This is a genomic window from Mycobacterium sp. SP-6446, assembly GCF_001954045.1.
Classification (GTDB): Bacteria; Actinomycetota; Actinomycetes; order Mycobacteriales; family Mycobacteriaceae; genus Mycobacterium.
Genome location: NZ_MBEM01000044.1, coordinates 30,456 through 45,208 on the forward strand (window position 1 = coordinate 30,456; position 14,753 = coordinate 45,208).

Consider the following 14,753-nt stretch of genomic DNA (forward strand, 5'->3'; position numbering starts at 1 on the left):
GGCAACGGCGTCCGGATACTGGGCATGTGAGCGTTCGCATCCGGCGGGTGACCACCACCCGCGCGGGCGGCGTCTCGGTGGCGCCGTTCGACTCCTTCAACCTCGGCGACCACGTCGGCGACGACCCGAAGGCCGTCGCCGCCAACCGCGCCCGGCTGGCCGCCGCCATCGGCCTGAGCGTTAAGGGGGGCACCGACCGGGTGGTGTGGATGAACCAGGTGCATGGCGATCGAGTCGAGGTGGTCGACGAGCCACAGAGAGCCGCCGTCGGCGGCGGGGTGGGCACCGACGCGTTGGTGACCACCACGCCCCGACTGGCGCTCGCGGTGGTCACCGCCGACTGTGTGCCGGTGTTGCTGGCCGACGCGCGCGCGGGCGTGGCCGCGGCGGTGCATGCCGGCCGCGTCGGGGCTCAGCGCGGCGTGGTCGCCCGCGCGGTGGAGACGATGCTGCGGCTGGGCGCGCACGCGGTCGACATATCGGCCCTGCTCGGCCCGGCGGTCAGCGGCCGTCACTACGAGGTGCCCGAGGCCATGGCCGACGAGGTCGAGGCGGCACTGCCGGGCAGCCGCACCACGACGGCGGCCGGGACGCCCGGACTCGATCTCCGCGCCGGAATCGCTTGCCAGCTAAAGGATTTGGGTGTCACGTCGATCGACATCGATCCGCGCTGCACGGTGGCCGACCCGACACTCTTCAGCCATCGCCGGGGTGCGCCGACCGGGCGGCTGGCATCACTGGTCTGGATGGAGTGACCGCTGTGGCGGTGGACATGGGGGCGGCGGGGTCGAGTCAAGGAAACCGCGAATCGGAATTGACTCATGCGTTGGCGGCGGTGCGTTCGCGACTCGCGATGGCCGCGGAAGCGGTGGGTCGCAATGTCGGCGAAATTGAACTTCTCCCCATTACCAAATTCTTTCCAGCAACCGATGTTGCGATTTTGTCTCGATTGGGTTGTCGGTCCGTTGGCGAATCGCGCGAGCAGGAAGCCGCGGCAAAGGTGGCCGAACTCACTCGATTGTCAGAAGCTGCGGGTCGAACTGATACGGGGCACGCGGATTGGCGGGAACTGCACTGGCACATGGTTGGGCGGATTCAGCGGAAGAAAGCCCGTTCCCTGGCTCGCTGGGCCCACACCGCCCACTCGGTCGACAGCGCGCAGCTGGTTACCGCGCTCGACCGGGCCGTCGCAACGGCCCTGGCCGAGGGCAGCCGCCACAACCCCTTGCGGGTCTACGTGCAGGTGAGCCTCGACGGCGACGCGTCGCGCGGCGGGGTGGACGTCCGGGCGCCGGGGGCCATCGACGACCTCTGCGGCCGGGTTCAGCAGTCGAAATGCCTGGAGCTGGTCGGACTGATGGGCATCCCGCCGCTGGACTGGGACCCGGACGAGGCCTTTGGCCGGCTGCAATCGGAGCACCGTCGGGTCCTCGAATCGCACCCGAACGCGGTAGGCCTGTCCGCCGGCATGTCCGACGATCTGGAAATTGCCGTCAAACATGGTTCGACGTGTGTGCGTGTCGGTACCGCGCTATTGGGTCCGCGGCGGTTACCGTCACCGTGAGTAGTCACTGTAGTCACACCTTCATCACAGACACCAATAATCCCAGGGGCTAGAAGGGGTCAACGCAATGAGCACACTGCATAAGGTCAAGGCCTACTTCGGTATGGCCCCCATGGACGACTACGACGACGAGTACTACGACGACCACGCTCCCTCGCGCGGCTTCCCGCGCCCCCGCTTCGACGACGGGTACGGCCGCTACGAGGGACGCGACTACGACGATCCACGCGGGGACCTGCGCGGTGACCCGGACTACCCGCCGCCCGGTGGCTATCGCGGCGGCTACGGCGACGAACCGCGATACAGCCCCGTCCATCCCCGCGACTTCGACCGGTCCGAGATGAGCAGGCCGCGCCTGGGGTCGTGGTTGCGCAATTCCACCCGCGGCGCACTGGCGATGGACCCACGCCGGATGGCGATGATGTTCGAAGAAGGCCACCCGCTGTCGAAGATCACCACGCTGCGACCCAAGGATTACAGCGAAGCCCGCACCATCGGCGAGCGGTTCCGGGACGGTACCCCGGTCATCATGGACCTGGTGTCGATGGACAACGCCGACGCGAAGCGGCTGGTCGACTTTGCGGCCGGCCTGGCCTTCGCGCTGCGCGGCTCGTTCGACAAGGTTGCGACCAAGGTGTTCCTGCTGTCGCCCGCCGACGTCGACGTCACCCCGGAGGAGCGCCGCCGGATCGCCGAAACCGGCTTCTACGCTTACCAGTAACCCTCACCAATAACCCGTAGACCAACAGCCAGGCGACCCGCTTGAGCTGCGATGCGGCCCACACTTGGTGTGTGACTGTGCGAGCAGTCGGTACGCTGGCCATTGCCGCGCTAGCGTGCGGCGACTGACATCAGGCGACTGACACCGTCAGTTACGGTCAGTCACCGTCAGTCTTCTTATCGGTAAGGTCGGGCTCTCGTTGGTGCTGTTCTTTCAGATCCTTGGGTTTGCGCTGTTCATCTTCTGGCTGCTGCTCATCGCTCGGGTCGTCGTCGAGTTCATCCGCTCGTTCAGCCGTGACTGGCGGCCCACCGGCATCACCGTGGTGATCCTCGAGATCATCATGTCGATCACCGATCCACCAGTGAAGCTGCTACGTCGGCTGATCCCCCAACTCACCATCGGAGCCGTGCGCTTCGACCTGTCCATCATGGTGCTGCTGCTGGTCGCGTTCATCGGCATGCAACTGGCGTTCGGCGCCGCGGCATGACCCACCCGCATGCAACACCTACCCGCATGCCACACCTACCCGCATGCAACGGGCGACGGTTCGGCCACGGTTCGACGTCGGTTTGATGCGCGCAATTTTAAAATTTTAAGGATTGGGATTTTATTGCTCTTAGTCTGTGAAATTGGTTCTTATTTATCGGCCTAATCGGCAACCGCCGAGTCTGGTGTGACAGGATGGGCGGCAGTTGCACAACGGCTACCACTCCGTTCTACACTTTCCAGAACGTTTGACAGGAACTTGAGGGGAACGAACAATGCCGCTTACACCAGCCGACGTCCACAATGTGGCGTTCAGTAAGCCACCAATCGGCAAGCGCGGTTACAACGAGGACGAGGTCGACGCCTTCCTCGACTTGGTGGAGAACGAGCTGACGCGGCTCATAGAAGAGAATTCGGATCTGCGCCAGCGGATCGAGGAGCTCGACCGGGAGCTGGCCGCCGGGGGCGGCGCCGGTGCCGGTCCCTCCGTTGCGGCTCAGCCCACTCAGGCGATTCCTGTCCGCGAACCCGAACCCGAGCCGGTCAAGCCGGCGCCCGTGGCGGCGCCCGAACCAGCGGCGTTCGCGGGAACCACCGAGGAGCAGGCCATGAAGGCCGCCCGGGTGCTGAGCCTCGCTCAGGATCTGGTCGGCGTTGGCGCGGGCATCGGCGAGCATCTTGTCCGACTCGGCCTTGGCGGTGCTGGTGAGGCGGTCGGCGGTGTCCTGAGCGAGGCCCGCAGCACCGCCGACAGCACTGTCGCCGAGGCCCGGCAGCGTGCGGACGCGATGCTGGCCGACGCCCAAACCCGCTCCGAGACGCAGTTGCGCCAAGCCCAGGAGAAGGCCGACGCGCTGCAGGCCGACGCGGAACGCAAGCATTCCGAGATCATGGGAACCATCAACCAGCAGCGCACGGTGCTGGAAGGCCGGCTCGAGCAGCTGCGTACTTTCGAACGCGAGTACCGGACCCGACTCAAGACCTACCTGGAATCTCAGCTCGAGGAACTCGGCCAGCGCGGCTCGGCGGCGCCCGTCGACTCCAGCGCGGATGCCGGCGGGTTCGACCAATTCAATCGGGGTAATAACTAGCCCGCCATCCGTGCCGGACTGCAGGGTTGGCAGACTGGACCCGCACTAGACCTGGCAGTCCCGCCCGTTGCTGGAGGATGACCGATGCTGATCATTGCGCTCGTATTGGCCCTGATCGGGCTCGTCGCGCTGGTGTTCGCGGTCGTGACCAGCAACGAGCTGGTGGCGTGGGTGTGCATCGGTGCCAGCGTCCTTGGCGTGGTGCTGCTGATCGTGGACGCGTTGCGGGAGCGTCAGCGGCGTGACTCGGGCGAGCAAGCCGTTGCCGAAGAAGAGACCGCGGACGACGAGGACGCCGCCGTCGACTACCCGGAGGAAGTCCCCGAGGAGGCGGCCAAGGACGCCGGTAGCGACGAAGCTAAGTAGAACTCAGCCGGTTGGCTCAGTTCGTTGGTCTTGCGAGCAGCTCGCGCACCTCGTCGTCACTGACCTGATGAAAATCGTCGTAGACCTGTCCGACGGCCTCGAACGCGGGCGGCATAGTCGCACACACGACGTCGTCGGCTTCGCGCGCGAGCTCCTGGCAGACTGACTCCGGCCCAACCGGGACCGCGACGACGATCGATCGCGGTTTGGCCGCACGTATCGCGCGTACCGCCGCCATCATGCTGGCGCCGGTGGCGATGCCGTCGTCGACCAAGATCACGATCTTGCCCGCTGGATCGGAGAGCGGGCGCCCGCCCCGGTATGCGCGTTCGCGGCGCTCGAGCTCGGCCGTCTCGCTGTCGATCACCTCGCGCACCTGCTCGTCGGTGATGTGCAGGCTGGAAATCACGTTGTCGTTCATCACCACGCCGCCGCCGCTGGCCAACGCGCCCATCGCCAGTTCGGACCAGCGCGGCACCCCGAGTTTCCGAACCAGGAATACGTCCAGCTCGGCGTGCAGGGCCGAAGCGATTTCCCAGGCGACCGGCACGCCGCCCCGAGCCAGCCCAAGGACCAGCATGTTGTCTTTATCGCGGTAGGAGGTCAGCTCGCCGGCGAGCGCGCGACCGGCCTCGCGGCGGTCGCGGAACGTCCGCATCGCCGTTCGCCGAAGAAAGCCACTAGGTGGGTTCATCGGTTGCACTCCAGGGTCAGCACTCCCGGCCATTGGGCTCTTTCCAGCCTACGTGTGCCCGCAAGCTCGACGAAGTGTCTTCCGGCCAGTCATCAGAAACCGGATAGCGTTGTACCCGAACAAGATCGAGAGGATTTGTGGGATGAAACGGCGTTTCCACACGTACACGGCGTACAGCATTGGTTGTGCGATGGTCTGGGTCCTGATCCTGGCCAGTGTTTCCGCGACGGCCGACAGCGGTACCAGGCACAAGATCGTCATGGTGTTCGGCGGATGGGTTATCGGGTGGCTGTCGGCGACGATCGCCCGCGCCGTCTACCCACCGCCGAAGCGGCACATCGACTCGTAAAACGGTGTGATCGCGGCTTCGCCGCTCAACACACTCCATGGGTTCGGAAATGAACGCGAGCGTACATTTCGCTCGCCTCAGTCGTGTGTCCGAGGGGGGACTTGAACCCCCACGCCCATTAGTAGGGCACTAGCACCTCAAGCTAGCGCGTCTGCCATTCCGCCACTCGGACCGGCCAACGAGAGTTGGCAGCTAAGGCTATCGGATCGGCCCGCGCGCTCCCAACCCAGCTCGTGGCTCCGCGTCGCGCCCGCCGGCCCGGCCAATGGTGAGAGGCAGTGGTAGGAAAGGTGGTTGTGACCGGTGAGACCGAGGTTCCTCGCGCCGCGCCCGACGAGGCCACCGATAGGGCTAGCGATAGGGCCGCCGATGATGTGGTTGAAGTTGTCAGCAGGTTGATCCGGTTCGACACCACCAATACCGGTGATCCCGAGACCACGCAAGGCGAGGCGGAGTGCGCGCGCTGGGTCGCCGAGCAGCTCGCGGATGCCGGCTATCGGCCCGAATACCTGGAATCCGGCGCGCCCGGACGCGGAAATGTGTTCGCCCGACTCGAGGGCGCGGACCGCTCGCGAGGCGCGCTGCTCATCCACGGGCATCTCGACGTGGTCCCGGCCGAACCGGCCGAGTGGAGCGTGCACCCGTTCTCCGGAGCGGTTGAGGACGGCTATGTCTGGGGCCGCGGCGCGGTCGACATGAAGGACATGGTCGGCATGATGATCGTGGTCGCTCGCAAGCTGAAGCGCGACGGCATCGTGCCGCCGCGCGACCTGGTGTTCGCGTTCGTCGCGGACGAGGAGCACGGTGGCCAGTACGGCGCGCGCTGGCTGGTCGACAACCGGCCCGATCTGTTCGACGGGATCACCGAGGCCATCGGTGAAGTGGGCGGGTTTTCCCTGACGGTGCCACGTCCCGACGGAGGCGATCGCCGCCTGTACCTGATCGAGACCGCCGAGAAGGGCATCCAATGGATGCGCCTGACCGCCCGAGGCAAGGCCGGGCACGGCTCGATGGTGAACGATCAGAACGCGGTGACCGTCCTCGCCGAGGCGGTCGCGCGGGTGGGTCGCCACCAGTTTCCTCTGGTGCTCACCGACACCGTCGTCGAGTTCCTGGGCGCCATCAGCGAGGAGACGGGCCTGACGTTCGACACCGACTCGGCCGACCTGGAGGGAACGATCGAAAAGTTGGGCCCGATGGCCCGCATGCTGAATGCGGTGCTGCGCGACACCGCAAACCCGACGATGCTCAAGGCCGGGTACAAGGCCAACGTCGTCCCGGCGACCGCGGAAGCGGTGATCGATTGCCGCGTGCTGCCCGGCCGGCAGGCGGCGTTCGAGGCCGAAGTCGACGAGTTGATCGGCCCCGACGTGACTCGCGAGTGGATCAGGGATTTGCCGGCGTATCAGACCAGCTTCGACGGGGACCTGGTCGACGCGATGAACGCAGCCGTGCTCGCGGTCGACCCGGACGGCCGGACGGTTCCCTACATGCTTTCCGGTGGTACCGACGCGAAATCCTTCGCGCGCTTGGGTATTCGCTGCTTCGGGTTCAGCCCCTTGCGACTACCGCCGGATTTGGACTTCTCTTCGTTGTTCCACGGCGTCGACGAACGGGTACCCATCGACGCGTTGCGGTTCGGCACCGACGTGCTGACCCACTTCCTGACACATTGCTAGGACACATTGCTAGGACACATTGCTAGGACACATTGCTAGACGAGAGGATCGCTCATGAGCTTGCCGACCGACCCGTACGACGCGCTGCCCAAGCTGCCGTTTTTCAGCCTGAGCTCGAATTCGATTACCAACGGCCAGCCGCTCGCCACACCACAGATCAGCGGGATCATGGGCGCCGGGGGCGAAGACGTCAGCCCGCAGTTGAGCTGGTCTGGATTCCCCGACGAGACGCGCAGCTTCGCGGTCACCGTCTACGACCCCGACGCTCCGACGCTGTCCGGGTTCTGGCACTGGGCCGTGGCCAACCTGCCCGCCGACGTCACCGAATTGCCCGACGATGCCGGTAACGGAGGCGAGTTGCCCGGCGGCGCTCTGCAATTGGTCAACGACGCCGGGATGCGGCGCTACGTCGGTGCGGCGCCGCCCCCCGGTCACGGCGTGCATCGCTACTACGTTGCGGTGCATGCGGTCGACGTCGACAAGCTGGACCTTCCCGAGGACGCCAGCCCCGCGTTCCTCGGGTTCAATCTGTTCCAGCACGCGATCGCGCGGGCCTACATCTACGGGACGTACGAACAGACTTAAGGATTTTGCAGCCGGGAATCGTGTCCGCGTCGACATCGGCTCCGAATAACGATTGTGGAACCGCGCGGGTGCGTATTGGTCCTGCCGGGCGGCAAGGCGCGAAGCGAAGAGGCCTCCCGGTGGTGGCAACTGGCCAACGTCCGGATGATGTTGGTGGCCAAGGCGTTGCGGCGCCGGCTCGGGCCCGACGTCGAGGTGCGGCGCGTCCAGGCGGGGCCCATTCCACCCGCGATACCGATACTGGACGCGCTGCGCGACGCCAAGCATGTGCTCGACGCGGTGCGCAACCGGTTTGAGCCGAAAAGCATTGTGTTGGTGGGGCATTCGATGGGCGGGCGGGTAGCGGCGCACCTGGCGGGCGGTGCCGACGTGGGCGCGGTGGTGGCGCTCGCGCCGTGGTGGGTCGGCGGCGATGGTGAGCTGATTCCGCCGGCCACTCGACTGCTGGTGCTGCATGGCACCGCAGATACCTGGACCGACCCGGGTGCATCGCGCACGCAGACGTTGCGGGCCGGTGAGCGCGGGCTGGCCGCTCAGTGGGTGGGCGTCGAGGGCGCCGGCCACTACATGGTCCGGAGGTGGGCCGAGTGGCATCGCCGAACCGTCGATTTCGTCGCCGATTACCTGCGGCGGTGATCGTGTCGGTGGGCGCCGATAGCATTCGAACATGCGTTCTAATACCGGCCCACGCGACCACGTGGACACGCTTTTCGGCGAACTCAGGGCGGCGCTGCGGCGTTGCGTCGAACTGCCCTTGGACGCCCTGACAGAGCCGGAGTTGTGGGCGTTGTTGGAGCACTACGACTTCCTCATGGGAAGGTTGGCGGTGGTCAAGTATGAACTCACCAGCCCGTTCAAGCCCTAAAGCAGCCGAATGCGGCTCGGTTGTTTCGGGCGAGGATCCTGTCGGTGGGCAGCGATAGTATTCGAACATGCATTCGAGTAGTCGCGAGGAGATCGAGGCGGACTACGCCGCCTTGCGTGAGGTGATGTCGCGGATTGTCGCTCACCGGTACGACGCGCTCACCACGCCGGAGCGGTTGACCTTGCTCGAGCAACTTGAGCGCGAGACGCGGAGGCTTCGGGTGCCGGGGCATGAGTTGATCAATCAGGTCGCCGTGCAAGCCGGCCCAGAAGAACTCGGAGGCAAGCTGTCCCGTGTGCTCGCCGACCGGCTGCGCATTACCCGCGCCGAGGCGGCCCGGCGGGTGGCCGAGGCGGCCGATCTGGGTCCGCGGCGGGCGCTAACCGGCGAACCGCTGCCCGCCTTATTGACCGCGACGGCCGCGGCCGAGCGCGAAGGCAAGATCGGCGCCGGCCATGTCGACGTGATCCGGCGATTCTTCAACCAGTTGCCAAGCTCCGTAGACGTCAATACCCGCGCGTGTGCCGAAGCCCAGCTGGCTGGTCTAGCGGCACAGTTTCGCCCCGACCACCTCACCAATCTCGCGAGGCAGCTCGCCGCCTACCTCAATCCGGACGGGAACTTCAGCGACGAGGATCGCGCGCGACGCCGTGGGCTGAACCTCAGCACACAAGACATCGACGGGATGTCGCGGCTCAGCGGCTGGTTGACGCCTGAGGCCCGCGCCACCCTCGAGGCGGTGCTGGCGAAACTCGCCGCCCCCGGCATGGCCAACCCCGACGACGACACCCCGACGGTCGACGGGCCACCCGCCGAGGAAGTGGCACGGCGCGACATTCGCAGCACCGCGCAACGCAACCACGACGCTCTCAATGCCGCGCTGCGCGCGCTGCTGGCATCGGGAAAACTTGGCCAGCACAACGGGTTACCGGCATCCATCATCGTGACCACCACGCTGAAAGACCTCGAGTCGGCATCCGGTCGGGGGCTCACCGGCGGCGGCACCCTGCTGCCCATGTCCGACGTCATCCGCCTGGCTCGTCATGCGCATCAATACCTTGCGATCTTCGACAAGGGCGAAGCCCTGGCCCTGTATCACACCAAACGGCTGGCGTCGCCCGCTCAGCGAATTGTGCTGTACGCCAAGGATCGTGGTTGCACGCGTCCCGGCTGCGATGTGCCCGGCTACCTGTGCGAGGTGCATCACGTCGAAGACTGGGCGACCACCCACCGCACCGACATCAATGGGCTCACCCTGGCCTGCGGCCCCGATCACAAACTCGTCCAGCCGGGCGGCTGGACCACCCGAAAACGCAAAAATGGTGACACCGACTGGATCCCGCCGCCCCACCTCGACTACGGCCAACCCCGGACCAACACCTTCCACCATCCCGAGAAGGCGCTCTACGAGGAAGGCGGCGCGGCAGAGGACGAAGATGACGAGGACGGCGCGGCCTGAGATCTAGCCCGGCGGCCGCTCCGGCTTTCTCGCCGCCGAGCCGACCGCGTCGGCGAGCGAGGCGAACCCGCCGTCGCGCAGCCGCCGGGCGATGCCGTCGTGAATGTGCTTGGGCCACAGGCCCCCGCCGTAGATGAAGCCGGTGTAGCCCTGCAGCAACGACGCGCCCGCGGTGATCCGCTCCCAGGCGTCGTCCGCCGTCTCGATGCCCCCAACGCTGATCAGCACCATGCGGTCGCCGACTCGCGTGTAGAGCCGACGCAGCACCTCGGCGGCGCGGGCCGCGACCGGCGGCCCAGAAATGCCGCCGCTGCCCAGCTCGTCGACGCCCGGCGTGGCCAGGCCGTCACGCGACACCGTCGTATTGGTGGCCACGATGCCGGCCAAGCCCAATTCGACTGCCAGGTCGGCGATGTCGTCGATGTCGGAATCCGAGACATCGGGCGCGATCTTCACCAGCACCGGGGCCGACGTCTCGGCGAGCACGCCCGACAGGATGGGCCGCAGCGACTCGACCGCCTGCAGATCGCGCAGCCCCGGGGTGTTCGGCGAGCTGACATTGACCACCAGATACGACGCCAGCGGGCCGACCAGCCGCGCGCTTGCCCGATAGTCGTCGACGGCATCGGCGCTCGGGGTGGCCTTGGTCTTGCCGATGTTCACCCCGATCGGCACCTCGGGCCGCTGACGGGCCAGCCGGATCGCCAGCTGTCCGGCGCCGCGGTTGTTGAACCCCATCCGGTTCAGCAGGGCCCGGTCGGCCGGCAGCCGGAACAGGCGCGGGGCCGGATTGCCGGGTTGCGGGTGGGCGGTCACCGTCCCCACTTCGGCGTAGCCGAAGCCCATCGCCCCCCACGTCAACAGCCCCATGCCGTCCTTGTCGAACCCGGCGGCCAGGCCCAGCGGTCCGGGAAAGCGCACCCCGAACACCGTGCTGGCCAGCACCGGGTCTCGAGGCCCCAGCAGCCGGTGCAGCAATCGACGGGTCAAGCCAAGCGCGGTGCCGGCGCGCAGCACGGCGAAAACCAGCGTGTGGATGCGCTCCGGCGGCACCACGAAAAACAGCCGGCGCACAAGGCGATACATCACAGCTCAGGCTGGTCGGGCCGCCGACCCGGGGAGCCCGCACCGTCGAAACGAGATTTCTTGCGGCGCAACAAAACCCGCCTACTGCCGTCGTTATACAGCCGCACCCGGGTGAGTTCCCAGCCGCGGTATTCGGCCTCGATGGACAGCCGAATGGACGCGCTGAGTCGGGTCACCTCGGGCGGCAGGCGCAACGGTATCCACTCGTACTCGTCGGACATCTCGGCGACCCAGCCCGCCGGCAGCCGACTCCACCGCGGCGCGGCCCGACTCGTCATGGGGCGCCCGCCGCGCGCTCGATGATCTGGACGCCCGCTCCCGACCCCGACACCACGTACAAGGTGTCCGACGCTTCGTCAAAGCTCAGCGAGTTGGGTTGCTGCACGGTTGGGTATCGCACCCTTTCGACGGGAATTCCGGTTGACAGATCGTAACCAATGACCGTGTTCGACGCGGTTTGGGACACCCACGCCAACGCGCGCGAGCCGGCCAGACCGTAGGGGGCCTGGCGCACCGGATAGGCCTGACGCAGGATCAGCGGATCCACACCGTAAACCAGGAGTTCGCCGCCGCGCGTATCGGCGACCAGGACCCGGCCCAGCGGATCCGCGGCAAGCGTCGTTGCGCCCTGGCCGGCCCGCAGCGCGAGCTGGGGGCGACCGTCGGCGCCGATCGTCGTCACCGAGGTTTGCCCACGATCCAGAACGACTGTCGTATTGCCTTGTGTCACAAGGGAATCGACACGCGCGAAGATCTTGTTGCGGCTTTCGACCTTCGCGGTGCTAAAGGTGCCGCCACTGCGTGGCGCGGCGGGTGTGGAGGCGAGTATGTAGACGGCGCCGTCGGCACTGCCCAACACCAGCTTGCCGTCGGCGCGCCGCGCGATCGCGGTGAAGTCGACCTGCTCGGCACCGCCGACATCCACCTGCGACGCGTGCCCGGCGGCCAGATCGACGGCGAAATAGCCGCCGCGGGTTGCCAGGTAGGCAGCGCCATGGCCGTCGCCGGTCAGGGCGGTCGCTGGCCCCGGCAGCGCGATCGCACGGCCGGCGACCTGCGCGGGACCGAACACCGCGACGCTCGCGGGTGCCGCCGGATCGGCTCCGGGGACCAGGACCGCCAGCTGGCGTGTGTCGCCGTCGAAGACCGCCACTTGGGCGTTACCGGGCAGCGGTCGCACCGCGCCGGCTGGAGTCGCCGACACCGGCGGCGATTCGGCGGCCCGCGCCGGCTCGATCGTGGGCGGCGTCGGTGACGTGAGCGGGTTCGACGAACACCCGGCGACCAGCGCCAGCAAAAGCGACAGACCGGCAAAGCGGCAGTTGTTTAAGCAGCTATGCCGTGACAGCAACGATCGACCTTCGAATGGCGAGCATTGAGTTCACATTTTAAGGAACGGTTTCGCATCCAATATGGCCATGCCGCCCACATGCGGTCGTTCTGGAGAGGTATGGTCGCGATATGACCGTCATCGTTGACCGGCATACCGCAGACAAAGAGTTTGCTATCGAAGACATTTCGACAGGCATTTTCGCCAGCGGGTATGGACAAGTCGGTGATGGACGCAGTTTTTCCTTCCACATTGAGCATCGTTCGCTCGTCGTAGAAGTTTACCGGCCGCGGCTTTCCGGGCCGGTTCCGCAGGCCGAGGACGTGGTCGCGAGGGCGGCTCGCAGCCTGTTCGACATCGACGTCACCGACGTGCGCAGCCTGACCGCGGCGGTCCGCGACTCGGTCGCCCACGCGGTGCCCGTCCCGCGCTAAGCACGTCAGCTAGTCACTCAACTAGTCACTCAACTAGGCACTCAACTAGTCATATCCCGTCGCAGTCACCCGCAGCGGGTACGGTCGTCGTGACATGACCGTCATCCTGTTGCGCCACGGCCGGTCCACCTCGAACACCGCCGGGATTCTGGCGGGCCGCTCCGAGGGCGTCGACCTCGACGAGAAGGGCCGCGAGCAAGCCGCGGGATTGATCGACCGGATCGGCGACCTGCCGATCCGCGCGATCGTCACGTCCCCGCTGCTGCGTTGCCGACGCACCGTCGAACCGCTCGCCGAATCGCTGTGCCTCGAGCCGGTCATCGACGAGCGGATCGCCGAAGTGGACTACGGCGAATGGACGGGCCGCAAAATCGGCGATCTCGCGAAAGAGGCGTTGTGGCGGGTGGTTCAAGCCCACCCCAGCGCGGCGGTGTTCCCCGGCGGTGAGGGTTTGGCGCAGGTGCAGGCCCGCGCCGTGGCCGCCGTTCGCGAACACGACAAGCGACTCGCCTTGGAATATGGGGGAGAACACGGCGGCGATGCGTTGTGGGTGGCATGTACCCACGGCGACGTCATCAAGTCGGTGATCGCCGACGCCTACGGGATTCATCTGGACGGGTTCCAGCGGGTCACCGCAGACCCCGGGTCGGTGAGCGTGGTCAGTTACACCCCGCTGCGCCCGTTCGTGTTGCACGTCAACCACACTGGGGCGCGGTTATCGTCGGCGTTGCGCGCCGCGCCCCAGAAGGACGAACAGCCGAAGGACGAGTCCCAAAAAGACGAGCCCCAAAAAGACGAGCCCCAAAAGGACGAGCCCCAGAAACACGAGCCGGTCAGCGAACTGCCGCCGAGCGATGCGGTGGTGGGCGGCTCCACCGACTAGTTCGGCGGGGACAACCGAATCGGATCGCACGGCCAGGGCAACTGCCGGTATTTTGGAAGTGCCATGTCCCGCGCAATTCACGTCTTCCGCACTCCCGACCGTTTCGTGGCCGGCACCGTTGGCCAGCCCGGAAACCGCACGTTCTACATCCAAGCGGTCGGTGACTCGCGTGTGGTGTCGGTGGTGTTGGAGAAGCAACAGGTCGCGGTCCTCGCCGAGCGCATCGGTGCGCTACTGCTCGAGGTGAACCGCCGGTTCGGCACGCCGGTGCCACCGGAGCCCGCCGAGGTCGACGACCTCAGCCCGCTGATCACCCCCGTCGACGCGGAGTTTCGCGTTGGGACCATGGGCTTGGGCTGGGACTCGGAGGCGCAGACCGTGGTGGTCGAGTTGCTGGCCGTCACCGACGCGGAGTTCGATGCCTCGGTGGTGCTCGACGACACCGAAGAGGGGCCCGACGCGGTCCGGGTGTTCCTGACGCCAGAGTCGGCGCGGCAGTTCGCGACCCGCTCCAATCGGGTGATCTCGGCGGGGCGCCCGCCCTGCCCGCTGTGCGACGAACCGTTGGACCCGGAGGGCCACATCTGCGCGCGCACCAACGGCTATAAGCGCAGCGCGCTGCTCGGGCCCGACGATGAACCCGAGCAATGACGACGCGGTGGCCGAACGTGAGGTGCTGCGGGACGGCGAGCTGACGGTCCTCGGACGCATCCGTTCGGCCAGCAACGCCACCTTTCTGTGCGAGTCGACGCTCGGTGAGCGCAGTGTGCATTGCGTCTACAAGCCGGTCGCAGGTGAGGCGCCGCTGTGGGATTTTCCGGACGGGACGCTGGCCGGCCGCGAACTCGGCGCATATCTGGTGTCGACGCAGCTGGGTTGGAACATCGTGCCCTACACCGTGATTCGTCACGGGCCCGCGGGCCCCGGCATGTTGCAGCTGTGGGTAGAGCAGCCGGGCGACACGCCCGAATCCGAATCGGAATCCGACGCCGGGCCCGGGCCCGATCTGGTCGACCTGTTTCCCGCCGGCAAACCGCAGCGGGGTTACCTGCCAATCCTGCGGGCCTACGACTACGCCGGGGACGAGGTCGTCCTGATGCACGCCGACGACATCCGGTTGTGGCGGATGGCGGTCTTTGACGTGCTGATCAACAACGC

Annotated in this window: 19 protein-coding genes, 1 tRNA gene and 1 pseudogene; 16 read left to right on the forward strand and 5 right to left on the reverse strand. The window is 66.7% G+C overall.

Going from position 1 to position 14,753, the window contains the following annotated elements; genetic code table 11:
* Window positions 1-26 precede the first annotated feature (26 nt).
* The 6 genes from pgeF to A5736_RS03485 all read left to right on the forward strand — a co-directional run bounded on the left by pgeF (window position 27) and on the right by A5736_RS03485 (window position 4,231).
* On the forward strand, window positions 27-755 hold the full coding sequence (gene pgeF / locus A5736_RS03460; protein ID WP_217695725.1) for a peptidoglycan editing factor PgeF: 729 nt from the start codon (window positions 27-29) through the stop codon (window positions 753-755).
* A 17-nt stretch (window positions 756-772) separates the two neighbouring features.
* Window positions 773-1,564: a YggS family pyridoxal phosphate-dependent enzyme gene (locus A5736_RS03465; protein ID WP_076244556.1), complete on the forward strand. Its 792-nt coding sequence runs from the start codon at window positions 773-775 to the stop codon at window positions 1,562-1,564.
* Window positions 1,565-1,631: 67 nt separating this feature from the next.
* Window positions 1,632-2,285: a cell division protein SepF gene (locus A5736_RS03470; protein WP_076124506.1), complete on the forward strand. Its 654-nt coding sequence runs from the start codon at window positions 1,632-1,634 to the stop codon at window positions 2,283-2,285.
* Window positions 2,286-2,484: 199 nt separating this feature from the next.
* Entirely contained in the window at window positions 2,485-2,775 is a 291-nt protein-coding gene (locus A5736_RS03475) for a YggT family protein (RefSeq protein WP_067007636.1), read from the forward strand.
* 274 nt (window positions 2,776-3,049) lie between these two features.
* Window positions 3,050-3,865: a DivIVA domain-containing protein gene (locus tag A5736_RS27160; RefSeq protein WP_076244533.1), complete on the forward strand. Its 816-nt coding sequence runs from the start codon at window positions 3,050-3,052 to the stop codon at window positions 3,863-3,865.
* A gap of 84 nt (window positions 3,866-3,949) precedes the next feature.
* The gene (locus tag A5736_RS03485) at window positions 3,950-4,231 is read left to right on the forward strand and encodes a hypothetical protein (RefSeq protein WP_076244535.1); all 282 of its coding nucleotides are present in this window, start codon (window positions 3,950-3,952) and stop codon (window positions 4,229-4,231) included.
* A 16-nt stretch (window positions 4,232-4,247) separates the two neighbouring features.
* Here A5736_RS03485 and A5736_RS03490 read toward each other — a convergent pair.
* Window positions 4,248-4,940 (reverse strand): annotated as a pseudogene (locus tag A5736_RS03490) (phosphoribosyltransferase); the annotation flags it as partial.
* A gap of 127 nt (window positions 4,941-5,067) precedes the next feature.
* Here A5736_RS03490 and A5736_RS03495 point away from each other — a divergent pair.
* Entirely contained in the window at window positions 5,068-5,274 is a 207-nt protein-coding gene (locus tag A5736_RS03495) for a hypothetical protein (protein ID WP_076244539.1), read from the forward strand.
* Window positions 5,275-5,360: 86 nt separating this feature from the next.
* Here the strand turns inward: A5736_RS03495 and A5736_RS03500 are convergent.
* Window positions 5,361-5,446, reverse strand: a tRNA-Leu gene (locus A5736_RS03500).
* A gap of 124 nt (window positions 5,447-5,570) precedes the next feature.
* On the opposite strand from A5736_RS03500, the gene A5736_RS03505 reads away from it, so the two are divergent.
* The 5 genes from A5736_RS03505 (at window position 5,571) to A5736_RS03520 (ending at window position 9,862) form a co-directional block, all read left to right on the forward strand.
* Window positions 5,571-6,953: a M20/M25/M40 family metallo-hydrolase gene (locus tag A5736_RS03505; RefSeq protein ID WP_076244557.1), complete on the forward strand. Its 1,383-nt coding sequence runs from the start codon at window positions 5,571-5,573 to the stop codon at window positions 6,951-6,953.
* Window positions 6,954-7,007: 54 nt separating this feature from the next.
* The gene (locus A5736_RS03510) at window positions 7,008-7,538 is read left to right on the forward strand and encodes a YbhB/YbcL family Raf kinase inhibitor-like protein (RefSeq protein ID WP_076124607.1); all 531 of its coding nucleotides are present in this window, start codon (window positions 7,008-7,010) and stop codon (window positions 7,536-7,538) included.
* Window positions 7,539-7,592: 54 nt separating this feature from the next.
* The gene (locus A5736_RS03515; protein WP_254848274.1) at window positions 7,593-8,174 is read left to right on the forward strand and encodes an alpha/beta fold hydrolase; all 582 of its coding nucleotides are present in this window, start codon (window positions 7,593-7,595) and stop codon (window positions 8,172-8,174) included.
* 31 nt (window positions 8,175-8,205) lie between these two features.
* Window positions 8,206-8,403, forward strand: a complete 198-nt coding sequence (locus A5736_RS25835; protein ID WP_139333113.1) for a hypothetical protein — start codon at window positions 8,206-8,208, stop codon at window positions 8,401-8,403.
* 67 nt (window positions 8,404-8,470) lie between these two features.
* Window positions 8,471-9,862, forward strand: a complete 1,392-nt coding sequence (locus A5736_RS03520) for an HNH endonuclease signature motif containing protein (protein WP_076244543.1) — start codon at window positions 8,471-8,473, stop codon at window positions 9,860-9,862.
* A gap of 3 nt (window positions 9,863-9,865) precedes the next feature.
* Here A5736_RS03520 and A5736_RS03525 read toward each other — a convergent pair whose 3' ends face one another.
* From A5736_RS03525 to A5736_RS03535, 3 genes are read right to left on the reverse strand one after another with little or no spacing between them, the layout of a single operon-like run.
* On the reverse strand, window positions 9,866-10,948 hold the full coding sequence (locus tag A5736_RS03525; RefSeq protein ID WP_076244545.1) for a quinone-dependent dihydroorotate dehydrogenase: 1,083 nt from the start codon (window positions 10,946-10,948) through the stop codon (window positions 9,866-9,868).
* The gene (locus A5736_RS03530; RefSeq protein WP_076244546.1) at window positions 10,948-11,226 is read right to left on the reverse strand and encodes a DUF5703 family protein; all 279 of its coding nucleotides are present in this window, start codon (window positions 11,224-11,226) and stop codon (window positions 10,948-10,950) included. The genes A5736_RS03525 and A5736_RS03530 overlap by 1 nt, the downstream gene beginning before the upstream one ends.
* Window positions 11,223-12,299, reverse strand: a complete 1,077-nt coding sequence (locus A5736_RS03535) for a YncE family protein (protein WP_139333115.1) — start codon at window positions 12,297-12,299, stop codon at window positions 11,223-11,225. The genes A5736_RS03530 and A5736_RS03535 overlap by 4 nt, the downstream gene beginning before the upstream one ends.
* 110 nt (window positions 12,300-12,409) lie before the next feature.
* Here A5736_RS03535 and A5736_RS03540 point away from each other — a divergent pair, with 110 nt between their 5' ends.
* The 4 genes from A5736_RS03540 to A5736_RS03555 form a co-directional block, all read left to right on the forward strand.
* The gene (locus A5736_RS03540) at window positions 12,410-12,712 is read left to right on the forward strand and encodes a hypothetical protein (RefSeq protein WP_076124595.1); all 303 of its coding nucleotides are present in this window, start codon (window positions 12,410-12,412) and stop codon (window positions 12,710-12,712) included.
* A 94-nt stretch (window positions 12,713-12,806) separates the two neighbouring features.
* Window positions 12,807-13,595 (forward strand): histidine phosphatase family protein, encoded by a 789-nt coding sequence (locus tag A5736_RS03545; RefSeq protein ID WP_076124593.1) that lies wholly within the window; start codon window positions 12,807-12,809, stop codon window positions 13,593-13,595.
* Between the two features lie 63 nt (window positions 13,596-13,658).
* Window positions 13,659-14,246, forward strand: a complete 588-nt coding sequence (locus tag A5736_RS03550; RefSeq protein WP_076124591.1) for a DUF3090 domain-containing protein — start codon at window positions 13,659-13,661, stop codon at window positions 14,244-14,246.
* The coding region (locus tag A5736_RS03555; protein ID WP_371328354.1) for an SCO1664 family protein at window positions 14,230-14,753 on the forward strand (524 nt) is incomplete at its 3' end. The genes A5736_RS03550 and A5736_RS03555, both read left to right, overlap by 17 nt.